Annotated in this window: 10 protein-coding genes and 2 tRNA genes; 4 read left to right on the top strand and 8 right to left on the bottom strand. The window is 60.5% G+C overall.

All coding sequences use genetic code 11. The annotated features are described in order from the left end of the window. Nucleotides 1–122: 122 nt before the first annotated feature. Genes C6W88_RS16240 through sdhC form a run of 4 tightly spaced genes read right to left on the bottom strand, consistent with a single transcriptional unit; the run spans nt 123 to nt 3,340 of the window. Nucleotides 123–833 (bottom strand): succinate dehydrogenase iron-sulfur subunit, encoded by a 711-nt coding sequence (locus C6W88_RS16240; protein WP_045992949.1) that lies wholly within the window; start codon nt 831–833, stop codon nt 123–125. A 12-nt stretch (nt 834–845) separates the two neighbouring features. Beyond that, nucleotides 846–2,618 (bottom strand): succinate dehydrogenase flavoprotein subunit, encoded by a 1,773-nt coding sequence (gene sdhA, locus C6W88_RS16235; RefSeq protein WP_045992950.1) that lies wholly within the window; start codon nt 2,616–2,618, stop codon nt 846–848. Nucleotides 2,619–2,621: 3 nt separating this feature from the next. After that, nucleotides 2,622–2,969, bottom strand: coding sequence for a succinate dehydrogenase, hydrophobic membrane anchor protein (sdhD, locus tag C6W88_RS16230; protein ID WP_045992951.1), 348 nt, complete (start codon nt 2,967–2,969; stop codon nt 2,622–2,624). Beyond that, nucleotides 2,963–3,340, bottom strand: coding sequence for a succinate dehydrogenase, cytochrome b556 subunit (gene sdhC, locus C6W88_RS16225; protein ID WP_045992952.1), 378 nt, complete (start codon nt 3,338–3,340; stop codon nt 2,963–2,965). The genes sdhD and sdhC overlap by 7 nt, the downstream gene beginning before the upstream one ends. Nucleotides 3,341–3,817: 477 nt before the next feature. On the opposite strand from sdhC, the gene gltA reads away from it, so the two are divergent. Both gltA and C6W88_RS16215 read left to right on the top strand, forming a co-directional pair. Next, nucleotides 3,818–5,104, top strand: a complete 1,287-nt coding sequence (gene gltA / locus C6W88_RS16220) for a citrate synthase (RefSeq protein WP_045992953.1) — start codon at nt 3,818–3,820, stop codon at nt 5,102–5,104. A 215-nt stretch (nt 5,105–5,319) separates the two neighbouring features. Beyond that, nucleotides 5,320–6,216 (top strand): NAD(P)-dependent oxidoreductase, encoded by an 897-nt coding sequence (locus C6W88_RS16215; RefSeq protein WP_108133234.1) that lies wholly within the window; start codon nt 5,320–5,322, stop codon nt 6,214–6,216. Between the two features lie 511 nt (nt 6,217–6,727). Here C6W88_RS16215 and C6W88_RS16210 read toward each other — a convergent pair. The 3 genes from C6W88_RS16210 to gltX all read right to left on the bottom strand — a co-directional run bounded on the left by C6W88_RS16210 (nt 6,728) and on the right by gltX (nt 8,715). Then, nucleotides 6,728–6,803, bottom strand: a tRNA-Glu gene (locus tag C6W88_RS16210). Between the two features lie 17 nt (nt 6,804–6,820). Further along, nucleotides 6,821–6,896: transfer RNA gene (locus tag C6W88_RS16205), tRNA-Ala, on the bottom strand. Between the two features lie 331 nt (nt 6,897–7,227). After that, the gene (gene gltX, locus C6W88_RS16200; protein ID WP_108133233.1) at nt 7,228–8,715 is read right to left on the bottom strand and encodes a glutamate--tRNA ligase; all 1,488 of its coding nucleotides are present in this window, start codon (nt 8,713–8,715) and stop codon (nt 7,228–7,230) included. 166 nt (nt 8,716–8,881) lie between these two features. Between gltX and C6W88_RS16195 the strand changes: the two genes are divergently transcribed. Continuing rightward, complete coding sequence (locus C6W88_RS16195; protein WP_108133232.1) at nt 8,882–9,634, top strand: SDR family NAD(P)-dependent oxidoreductase; 753 nt, start codon at nt 8,882–8,884, stop codon at nt 9,632–9,634. A gap of 103 nt (nt 9,635–9,737) precedes the next feature. After that, nucleotides 9,738–10,328, top strand: coding sequence for a helix-turn-helix domain-containing protein (locus tag C6W88_RS16190; protein ID WP_162816469.1), 591 nt, complete (start codon nt 9,738–9,740; stop codon nt 10,326–10,328). 627 nt (nt 10,329–10,955) lie between these two features. Here C6W88_RS16190 and C6W88_RS16185 read toward each other — a convergent pair. After that, a complete protein-coding gene (locus C6W88_RS16185) occupies nt 10,956–11,510 on the bottom strand; it encodes a hypothetical protein (RefSeq protein WP_231498676.1) in 555 nt (184 codons plus the stop codon). Nucleotides 11,511–11,673 lie beyond the last annotated feature (163 nt).

The following is an 11,673-nucleotide window of genomic DNA, read 5'->3' as shown; positions in this document are numbered from 1 at the left end:
GGTCTTGCATCATGCTCAAAAGCCGGTGCCCATGGCACCGGCTCCTGACGCTGTCATCCGGGGGCGCGACAGGATGCCGCGCCCCCGGACCGAGCCCATGATAACAAGCCCGGCGCCACGATTTAAGTGGCATTCGCCAGCAACATCTCACGGATCTTGCCGATCGCCCGAGTCGGGTTAAGCCCCTTGGGACAGACCGCCACGCAGTTCATGATGCCGCGGCAACGGAATACGGAGAACGGATCCTCCAGCTCCGACAGACGCTCCTGGGTCGCCGTATCGCGGGAATCCGCGAGGAAGCGATAGGACTGCAGCAGGCCGGCGGGACCGACGAACTTCTCCGGATTCCACCAGAACGACGGGCACGAGGTCGAACAGCAGGCGCATAGAATGCACTCATACAGACCGTCGAGCTTGTCGCGCTCTTCCGGAGACTGCAGGCGCTCGATGGCCGGCGCCGGCGTGTCGTTCTGCAGGTACGGCTGGATCTTTTCGTACTGCTTGTAGAACAGCGCCATGTCGACCACCAGGTCACGAATGACCGGCAGACCAGGCAAGGGACGCAGTACCAGCTTGTTGTTCTTGACCACCTCGGACAGCGGGGTGATACAAGCCAGGCCGTTCTTGCCGTTCATGTTCATGCCGTCACTACCACAGACGCCTTCACGGCAGCTGCGACGGAAGGCCACGGAGCTGTCGTCCTCCTTGATCATCTCAAGCAGGTTCAGCACCATCAGGTCGCGACCCTGGGTGTCGACCTCGAACTCCTGCATATAAGGCGCGGAGTCGGTTTCCGGGTTGTAGCGGTACAGGGATACCTGAAGCTTGGACATGTTGACTCCCCCTTAATAGGTACGGATTTTCGGCTCGAACTTGTCGACGGTCTTCGGCGCGAAATTGACATCGCGCTGGCCGACCCGCTTCTCGCCGGGGAAGAACATGGAGTGCTTCAGCCAGTTGGCGTCGTCACGATCCGGATAGTCGTAGCGGGAGTGCGCACCGCGACTCTCCTTGCGCTCCAGTGCCGCGATGGCGGTGGCCTCGGCCACTTCCATCAGGTTGTCGAGCTCGAGAGCCTCGACCCGGGCAGTGTTGAACGCATGGGACTTGTCGGCCAGATGAGCGTTGGCGATCCGTCCACGCAATTCGGCCAGCTTCTCGACGCCCTCGACCATGTTCTTCTCTTCGCGGAACACGCCGAAGGAGTTCTGCATAATGCTCTGCAGCTCGCGCTTGAGCTCAGGCACGCTCTCGCCGCCTTCGGACTCGTTCCAGCGAGTGATGCGTTTCATCGCGGTCTCGATGTCGGACTCGCGGGCATCCAGGTACTCGATGCCTTCATTGAGCGCGCTCTCGATGTACATGCCGGCGGCACGCCCGAACACCACCAGATCCAGCAGCGAGTTGCCGCCCAGGCGGTTGGCACCGTGCACGGAGACACAAGCTGCCTCGCCACAGGCGTAGAGACCATTGATGATCTGGTCGTTGCCGTCGGCATCCTGGGCAATCGCCTGACCATGCACGTTGGTGGCGATACCACCCATCATGTAGTGGCAGGTCGGCACCACCGGGATCGGCTCCTTGGCCGGATCCACGTGGGCGAAGGTCTTGGCCAGCTCGACGATGCCCGGCAGACGCTTGGACAGCACCTCCTCGCCCAGATGGTCGAGCTTGAGGAAGACGTGATCGCCGTCTTCACCGCAACCACGGCCTTCGAGGATTTCCATGACCATGGAGCGCGCAACCACATCGCGGCCGGCGAGGTCCTTGGCGTTCGGCGCATAACGCTCCATGAAGCGCTCGCCGTCCTTGTTGACCAGGTAGCCGCCTTCACCGCGACAACCTTCTGTCACCAGCACACCGGCACCGTGGATACCGGTCGGGTGGAACTGCCACATTTCCATGTCCTGCATCGGCACACCGGCACGCAGCGCCATGCCGATACCGTCACCGGTGTTGATCAGGGCATTGGTGGTGGAGGCATAGATGCGACCGGAACCGCCGGTGGCCAGCACGGTAGCCTTGGACTTTACGTGCACCACTTCACCGGTCTCGATATCCATGGCGATACAGCCGACCACGTCACCGTTGGCGTTCTTCACCAGGTCGACGGCGTACCATTCATTGAGAAAGGTGGTGTTATTTTTCAGATTGTTCTGGTACAGCGTGTGCAGCAGAGCGTGTCCGGTACGGTCGGCCGCGGCGCAGGTACGGGCCGCCTGGCCGCCTTCGCCAAAGTTCTTGGACTGACCGCCGAACGGGCGCTGATAGATCCGCCCATTGTCGAAACGGGAAAACGGCAGGCCCATGTGCTCGAGTTCGAACACCGCCTTCGGCCCCTCGGAACACATGTATTCCGCAGCGTCCTGGTCGGTGATGTAGTCACCGCCCTTGACGGTGTCGTACATGTGCCAGCGCCAGTCGTCGTTGGGGTCGGAGGAAGCGATGGCACAGGTAATGCCGCCCTGGGCGGACACGGTGTGCGAACGCGTCGGGAAGACCTTGGACAGCACCGCGGTCTTCTTGCCGGACTTGGCCAGCTCCAGCGCCGCACGAAGGCCGGCACCACCACCACCGATGATGATGGCGTCAAAGGTCAAACTACGCATGGTTGACATGTATCAGGCTCCCCACAGCACTTGGATGCCCCAGACCAGGAACACGAAGATGGCAATGATGATGACGGACTGGGTGCCGACACGAATGGCGGTCGGCTTGATGTAGTCGGTGGTCACGGTCCACAGGCCCACCCAGGCATGGGCGGCCAGCGAGACGAAGGCCAGCAACGAGAAGATTCGCATCCAGGTCTGCTCGAACAGACCGCTCCAGGTGGCATAGTCGAGCTGCGGATGAGCCAGCAGATAGACCACCAGAAAGACCGTGTAGAGCGCCATGACAACCGCACTGGCGCGCTGGATGATCCAGTCGGACAGGCCGCTGCGGCTGAAGCTCGTGATGTTGGTTACCATACCCAGACTCCCGCCAGAATGATCAGGACAACGCTCGCCACGATGGTGATCTGCGCCTTTTTCACCGCACCTTCCAATGACACGCCGATGTTGGCGTCCATAATGAAGTGCTTGCAGCCGGCGACGAAGTGGAAGGCCAGAGCGGACAACAGTCCCCAGGCCACCAGCTTGGCGAAGAAGTTGTGCGCCAGCGCATCACGTACGGCGTCGAAACCGGCCGGCGAGGACAACGAGGCGTCCAGCGCCCAGAAGCCGAAGATCAGACCGACGAAGAGAATGACGCCAGTGACCCGGTGGGTAATCGACGTCAAGGCGGGAAGGGGGAAGTGGATCGTGGATAGATCCAGATTTACGGGTCGTTTGCTATTCACGGCTCTCTACACACTCTCTTGGCCCACTCTACGACATACGGGCCAGAGGCCCGAGCGGGCGGTGGTTTTGGGAAGGGCGCTGTCGTGACCCAACCTGCGACAAGTTGGACACGACCTCCTGTTCCTGCCAGTCGCGGCCTGAATTATAGGGACATGCCCCCACCATGACAAATGGCATGACCATGCAATTTGGCGAACGCTTCGTCGGAAAATGCGGCAAAGCTGCATAAAAATGCGACTTCGTCAAGTTGCTGCACTGCAAAAGGACAGCCTATGATGCAAAGCATCATAACCTGTACAACACCTATACTGCTAAATGAGCATAGTACAACAGCAAGCGTTCAATGGGAGAATTGACAATATCCTGAACGCTTCTATAGTGGGCGAACCTTTTTTGCCGGGCGACCCCCTATTCGTCGGCACGTTAGTGAGAAATGACAACGTATCGCTCCATATCGAACACGAAGGAGGCCTGACATGGCTGAGAGAAAAGCGACCCTGACGGTGGATGGTCTGGAGAAACCTGTCGAACTTCCCGTCCATTCAGGCACCCTCGGCCCCGACGTCGTTGACGTGCGCGGACTCGGAGCGGAAGGCCTCTTTACCTTCGACCCCGGCTTCCTGGCCACCTCTTCCTGCGAATCCGGCATCACCTACATCGATGGCGCCAACGGCGTGCTGCTGCATCGCGGCTACCCGATCGAGCAACTGGCCAAGCATTCCAACTTCGTCGAGCTCTGCTACACCCTGCTGTTCGGTGAACTGCCGGACGAAGAGCAGTACAAGGACTTCGAGCACCGGGTGCGCAACCACACCATGGTCCACGAGCAGATCGCCAACTTCTTCAAGGGGTTCCGTCGCGACGCCCACCCCATGTCGATCATGTGCGGCGTGATTGGCGGCCTGGCGGCGTTCTATCATGACCACCTGGACATTACCCAGGCCAAGGACCGCGAGATCAGCGCCATTCGCCTGATCGCCAAGATGCCGACCATCGCGGCCATGTCCTACAAGTACAACATCGGACAGCCTTTCAACTACCCGCGCAACGACCTGAACTATGCAGAGAACTTCCTCTACATGATGTTCAGCAATCCGTGCGAGCCCTACGAGATCAACCCGGTCTACGCCAAGGCCATGGACCGCATCTTCATGCTGCACGCGGACCACGAGCAGAACGCCTCCACCTCCACGGTGCGTCTGGCAGGCTCCACCGGCGCCAACCCGTTTGCCTGCATCAGCGCCGGCATCGCGGCCCTGTGGGGTCCTGCCCACGGTGGCGCCAACGAAGCAGTGCTCAACATGCTCGACGAGATCGGCGACGACTCCGAAGAGAACATCCAGCGCTTCATCGACAAGGCCAAGGACAAGGATGACCCGTTCAAGCTGATGGGCTTCGGTCACCGCGTCTATCGCAACTTCGACCCGCGCGCCAAGGTCATGAAAGAGACCTGCGACGAGGTCCTGGAAGAACTGGGCAAGGCCGACGATCCGCAACTCAAGATCGCCAAGCGCCTGGAGCAGATCGCCCTGGAAGACGAGTACTTCGTCGAGCGCAAGCTCTACCCGAATGTCGACTTCTATTCCGGCATCATCCTCAAGGCGATGGGCATCCCGACCAACATGTTCACGGTCATCTTCGCGGTATCCCGTACCATCGGCTGGATCTCGCACTGGAACGAGATGATCAGCGAAAGCTACAAGATCGGTCGTCCGCGCCAGCTCTACACCGGGCATCCCAAGCGCGACTACCCGTCCAAGTAATTCGCCGACCAGGTAATTCGCGTGGCGCCCGCTGCCCCATGCAAGGGAATCGCCGCCACGCCAGAAGACGCACCATCCCGCGTCGCATTACCATGAAAAGGGCCGCCCTCCGGGGCGGCCCTTTTTTTGTTCAACTTTTTTGCCCAACGGATGAACGGACACGCCTACCGGCGCTATGCTGACCCCCTCTAGCGAAACAACAAAGGAGCGCTTTCATGAGTCAAGACATCTCCACCGTCGCCTTTATCGGCCTTGGGGTCATGGGCTACCCCATGGCAGGACATCTCGCCGAAGCCGGGCTGACAGTGCGCGTCTACAATCGCACGCAAAGCAAGGCCGAACAGTGGTGCGAGCGCTTCGACGGCAGCCATCATGCGACACCCGCCGAGGCCGCCAGCGGCGCCGATCTGGTACTGGTGTGCGTGGGCAATGACGACGACGTTCGCGAGGTCACCACCGGGCCCGACGGGGTACTGTCGACGCTCTCCCAGGGCGCCATCCTGGTGGACCATACCACCGCCTCCTCGAGCCTCGCCGAGGAGCTCGACCAGGCCTGCCAGAAGCAGGATGTGGGCTTCATCGATGCGCCGGTCTCCGGCGGCCAGCAAGGAGCAGAGAACGGCGCCCTGACCATCATGTGCGGCGGCCAGGAGGAGCACTTCTCCAGGGCAAGGCCGGTACTCGAGCACTATGGCAGAGCCGTAACCTTGATGGGCGGCGTCGGCGCCGGACAGCTGACCAAGATGGTCAACCAGATCTGCATCGCGGGCCTTGTCCAGGGCCTCGCTGAAGGCCTTCATTTCGCCGAGCAAGCGGGTCTCGATCAGGAGCGGGTGGTCGAGGTCATCAGCCAGGGAGCCGCCGGATCGTGGCAGATGGAGAACCGTCACGCGACCATGATCCGTGACGAATACGAGCATGGCTTCGCCGTCAACTGGATGCGCAAGGATCTGGATATCTGTCTGAACCAGGCGCGTCAGCTGGAGGCTCGCCTGCCGGTGACCGCCCTGGTGGACCAGTTCTACGCCGACGTGCAGGCAATGGGGGGTGGACGCTGGGACACGTCCTCGCTGCTGCGACGCCTGCGCGAAAGGTCTGACAGCAAGGACTGACATTTTCCATACCTGCCGGGCCAGCGCCCTCCTGCTGGCCCGACCTTCCCGCGCCGCCGGCATGCGCTCATGGGCCAACATCCCCCTCTCTCCCCAAGCCCCCTTCACCCCGCCCAGCGTTTTCCACACTTTCTGTGGATAACCCTGTTCACAACCTATCGAAACCGCCCTCGAATCGCCATGAACTGGGCATTGGACTTAGATTGGTTAATTTTTAACCTGTCGCAACACGTTGATTTTGAAGGGAAAAAATATAAATCGCGCAACCACGGGCGTTATCCCCGTAGCAGAGGCTGACCGGGGGAAAAATGCGTCACTGGTGGACAAGAGGAAGGTTCTGTCAAGCCGTACAAGACAGTTTTTGCAAACCATCCACAAGCAAACTGAGGCTTCGTGCAAATCACGAAGAGCTCACAAAGCGAATGGTGATAACAAGAGGAGAGACCACGGAGTTCACAACGATTCATGCGAAAGCATGAATCCATGCGGAGCAGACGCAACGCACAGGAAGTGGCGTCCCATAGGGGGTTCGAACCCCTGTTCCCGCCGTGAAAGGGCGGTGTCCTGGACCACTAGACGAATGGGACGCAGCCTGAAACGAGATTGGTGGAGCCTAGCGGGATCGAACCGCTGACCTCGACACTGCCAGTGTCGCGCTCTCCCAGCTGAGCTAAGGCCCCATCTCGTGAAGACGAGACGTATCTTACGGATATCATAAGATTTGGTCAAGCCCGGAAGCGCCAAAATTTTTCGGCGCGCCGGCCATGGCGATACCAAGGTGATGGGGTGCCAGCAGGCCTCCCCATCTTTTTCATCATGCCGCCGGCAGCTCGCGCTTTTTCTCAGGTCAGCTCGCGGCGCGCCTTCTCGAAGCGCTTGGCCTGCCTCCTGGAGACGCCACCCAGCACGCCGATGGCGTGACGCAGGCGGGCGCGGGGGAGCTGAACGCAACAAGCGCCATGGCGATGGGGGCTCGCAATAACGCCTCTCCCCCACCGCCATCACTTGTCACTATTCCGCCGGCAGCTCGCGATATTCCTTCTCGAAGCGCTTGGCCTGCTTCTTGGAGACGCCACCCAGCACGCCGATGGCGTGACGCAGGCGGGCGCGGGTCATGTCGGAGCCAAGAATCGCCATGGCGTCCATCACCGAGGTGCTCGACGAGGAGCCGGTGATGGCGATAAAGACCGGTGCCAGCAGTGCCTTCATCTTCAGATCGAAGTGGCTGCCCAACAGCTTGATCTCGGCCAGCAGCGCGTCCTTGTTCCAGCTGGACACACCTTCGAGCCGCCAGACCAGGAACTGCAGCAGCTTGACGAGATCTTCACGCTCCAGGTTGATCCCGTCGAAGCTTGCTTCGCTGATGGCGGGCAGCCCGGAGAAGAAGTGCCCCGCCAGAGGCGCCACGTCGGACAAGGTATCGACCCGCGTGCGCACCTGGGGCAGGATCTGCGCCACGTAGTCTTCATTGAAGGCCCAGGTCATCAAGGCCTGGAGAAAGGCGCGGTCGTCCAGGTCCTCGCGCAGGTAGACACCGTTGAGCCAGGTCAGCTTCTCGAGATCGAACACCGGGCCACCCAGCGATACCCGCTGAATGTCGAAGTTTTCCATCATCTCGGCGAGGGAGAACTTCTCTCGTTCGTCCGGCATGGACCAGCCCATGCGTCCGAGATAGTTGGTTACCGCCTGGGGCAGGAATCCCATACGCCGATAATAGTTGATCGAGGTAGGGTTCTTGCGCTTGGACAGCTTGGACTTGTCGGGATTGCGCAGCAGCGGCATATGGCACAGCTCAGGCATGTCCCAGCCAAAGTACTCATACAGCAACTGGTGCTTGGGCGCCGAATTGATCCACTCCTCGCCACGCAGCACGTGGGTGATCCCCATCAGGTGATCGTCCACCACATTGGCCAGGTGATAGGTCGGCATGCCGTCGGATTTGAGCAGGATCTGCGCATCCACCTGGGCCCAGTCCACCTCGATGGCGCCACGCAGCATGTCCTGAACGACGCAGGGGCCGCTTTCCGGCACCTGCATGCGCACCACATAAGGCATGCCCTCTTGCTCGCGACGGGCCTGTTCGTCGGGATCAAGCGCCAGATCGGCCGGCTTCAGCGCCAGGTGCAGCCCCTGGGCCTTGCGCGCCTCACGCAGCTCGTCGAGCTCCTCGCTGGTGCGGTAACACTTGAAGGCATGACCGGCATCGATCAATCGCTGGGCGTGCTCGGCATAGATGTCTCCTCGCTCGCTCTGACGATAGGGACCATGCGGGCCGCCGACATCGGGTCCTTCGTCCCATTCGAGCCCCAACCAACGCAACGAATCGAGGATCATCTGCTCCGACTCGGCGGTGGAACGAACACGATCGGTGTCCTCGATGCGAAGGATGAACTCTCCCCCATGCTGTCGAGCAAAGCACAGGTTGAACAAGGCAATGTAGGCGGTTCCTACGTGGGGGTCCCCGGTGGGCGACGGGGCGATACGCGTGCGAACAGTCATAACGTCCTGCATCCTGAAGTCGTTGAAGCCAAGCTGGCGGCGTGGGCGCATTATACGCACCGACGAAGCAATTGCGCAGGACCCGGCGGGATTCGCGAAACTCTGAAATCGTCACCCCGTGCGGGACTCGAACAGGTTGCCACCCCACCCAGGCCAGGAGAGCGACATGGACAGACTTCCCGACGGCTATCGCGCCCTCGTCATCGGCGGCAATGGAGGCATAGGTCGCGCCGTCGTCGATCGACTGCTCGCCGACCCACGGCTGGGGCAGGCGACCGTCGTCAGCCGAACCTCCTTTCAGGCCTCCTCTTCTCGCCTGGAAGCGATCCAAGGCGATGTCACCACTGCACAGGGCCGCGCTGACCTGGGTCGAGCCCTTCACGGCCCTGCTGGCCAAGCCGTTCCTCTTCACCTTGTGGTCAACGCCATTGGCCTGTTGCACGACGAAGCAAGCAACATTCAGCCCGAGAAACGCCTGGAGGACCTCGACGAAGCCGCCCTGACGACCCTTTTTCAGGTCAACGCCGCCACGCCGGCCTTGATGCTCCAGACGCTGCTTCCCCACCTCAAGGGCTCCCATCCCACCACCGTGGTCAGCCTATCGGCACGGGTCGGCTCGATCGGCGATAACGGCCTGGGCGGCTGGTACGCCTACCGCGCCAGCAAGGCCGCCCACAACATGCTGATGAAAACCGCTGCCATCGAACTCAAGCGATTGAATCCCCAGTCCTGCGTGCTGAGCTTCCACCCGGGTACCACCGACAGCTTGCTGTCACGCCCCTTTCAGGCCCGAGTCCCTGAGCACAAGCTATTCACCGCCGACTTTGTCGCCGACCGACTGATGACCATGGTGCAGCAGCGTGGCCCCGACGACAGCGGCGGCTTCTTCGACTGGGCCAACGAGCCGATCACCTGGTAGTGCGGCATAGGAACCGTCGAATATCGTTGACGCCTGATATTGCACAAGAGGTGCTTATGAATGAGTATTCTAAATTCTCTTTATGTGTCGACAGGAAGGTTCCATGGACGCGCTGGGTCCGCGCATCAAATCTTTGAGGTTGGCAGCCGGCTTGAACAAGGCGGCGCTGGCTCGCCAGGTCGGGGTCTCTGACGTCACCATTTCCTACTGGGAGTCCGGCACCATCAAGCAGATCGGGCATGAACGCCTGGTGGCACTGTCACAGGCCCTTAACTGCCCCCTGGCACACCTGCTGGAAGGAGAACCGAGCCGACCATCTCCCCTCTACCTGAGATCGACCCTGCCGCTGCCCTGGCAGGAAGTCGCCCACAAGGGGATCGATCTGCCACTGGAGCTGATCCCGGAGCAGCGTTGGGACGGTGACTGCCACCTGGTGACGCCAGCGCCGGATGAGCACTTCGATTTTCTGGGACCGCTGGATCTGGCCGCCGTGGCTCCGACCGAGATATTCCGGCAGCCGGGACTCTATCTTGTGGCGGAGGAAGATACCCTGTACCTGCGCCGGGTCGCACAGGACAACAACGGGCAACTGACCTTTCAGCGCCAGGGCCAGACCACCACCATGCCTTATCACAGCGGCATGCGACTCAAGGCCAAGGTGGTAGCGCTATGGCGTAGCGAGTCAGCGACCTGAGGTGAGACGAAAAGCAGAGATGAAACCAAAAGCAGTCGGCCGGGCCTGACGTTTCATCTCTCGCCTACCCAGATCATCCAACCAGGCGCCCAAGCCCCGAGAGCGAGCCCGACGGGTCAGGTCGGTCACTCCGGCCTGACCGTCCCTTGCCGCCTCTGCCCTGCCCGGCAGTCTTGTCGCCACCGCTCTCTGTGCCTTGCCCTTCTTATCCCCTGCGCTTCTTATCACTTGCGCTTCTTATCACTTGCGTTTCTTATCTCTTGAGCTTCTTATCCCTGGCGCCGTTTATCCCTCTAACTTATAAGTCGGCGATGGCGTCCAGGCGCGTTCGACGCATGACGTCCGCTTCCAGCCATCTTCCAGGACGCTTTTCTGGAACACTTCTCCAGAACTCTTCTCAGTCTTTTCCAAGAACTCTTCTCAAGAACGTTGCCCCGAGAACTCTTCCCAAGAACTTTTCTCAAGAACTTTTCGCAAGAACTTTGCCAGGAACACTTCTCAAGAACACGTTTCCGGAACGATTTCCAAAAACGATTTCCAAAAGCGACTTCCACGGGCGGTCTGTAACAACTTCCTGCTGCGTTCGCGTCTTAGGGACACTTATCAAGAGGTGCTTTCAAGGTTGATTCAGGGGCTCTGCTGCACTTCGACATCGTCCAGCGTTCGTCGCACTTCCTGCCCTACCAGAAACCGCTGGCTAGCCTTGATGATCTTGCCCAGTCCATGCTCCGACGTGGCAACCAGTGGCCCATCAAGGTACTCGCCGCTCGGCCCGATCCGCGCCTTGACCTCGGCGGGCTGCACGTCAGCAGGCGCGGTGACCAGTTCGATACGATAGTAGCCATCGGGCAACCCGCTACCGGGACCGTAGGGCCCGGCTGCCACACTGCCCTCACGCACCTCAGTGCGTGACTGCCAACGCACATTGCTGGCCTCGCGCACCACTCGAAGCTGGACTTTAGTGCCTTCCGGCAAGTTGGTCGTGGCCGCCACATGCATTCGCCGATCCGACGCCAGCCGGATATCCAGCGATACCGTCACCGGCTCGTCCAGCGCCGCTACCGTCATCGGTTCAGGTTCAGGTTCAGGTTCAGGTTCAGGTTCATCAACTCGGGACGTCACCCTTTCGACAGAACCGGACGCGATGTCTCGCTCACCGCTCGGCTCCGAAGGCTGACTCACTGTTGAATCTCCATCACAGGCCGCCAGCACCCCGGCAACCATGGCTCCTGCGACCAACATTACTACAAAACGCCAAGGGCTCATCATCACCTCTCCTTGCTGCTACATGAGCCTAGCACGGTGCTAGTTCAGTGTACGCCCGAGCGCCCCGCCCTTTTCAAAA

The sequence above is a fragment of the Halomonas litopenaei genome (assembly GCF_003045775.1).
GTDB lineage: Bacteria > Pseudomonadota > Gammaproteobacteria > Pseudomonadales > Halomonadaceae > Halomonas > Halomonas litopenaei.
This window is presented reverse-complemented; position numbering and strand designations above follow the sequence as displayed.

Bases quoted from the DNA above. Each gene is read 5' to 3' on its own strand.
- C6W88_RS16240 (WP_045992949.1), bottom strand. From the start codon at position 833: ATGTCCAAGCTTCAGGTATCCCTGTACCGCTACAACCCGGAAACCGAC.
- sdhA (WP_045992950.1), bottom strand. From the start codon at position 2,618: ATGTCAACCATGCGTAGTTTGACCTTTGACGCCATCATCATCGGTGGT.
- sdhD (WP_045992951.1), bottom strand. From the start codon at position 2,969: ATGGTAACCAACATCACGAGCTTCAGCCGCAGCGGCCTGTCCGACTGG.
- gltA (WP_045992953.1), top strand. From the start codon at position 3,818: ATGGCTGAGAGAAAAGCGACCCTGACGGTGGATGGTCTGGAGAAACCT.
- C6W88_RS16215 (WP_108133234.1), top strand. From the start codon at position 5,320: ATGAGTCAAGACATCTCCACCGTCGCCTTTATCGGCCTTGGGGTCATG.
- gltX (WP_108133233.1), bottom strand. From the start codon at position 8,715: ATGACTGTTCGCACGCGTATCGCCCCGTCGCCCACCGGGGACCCCCAC.
- C6W88_RS16195 (WP_108133232.1), top strand. From the start codon at position 8,882: ATGGACAGACTTCCCGACGGCTATCGCGCCCTCGTCATCGGCGGCAAT.
- C6W88_RS16190 (WP_162816469.1), top strand. From the start codon at position 9,738: ATGGACGCGCTGGGTCCGCGCATCAAATCTTTGAGGTTGGCAGCCGGC.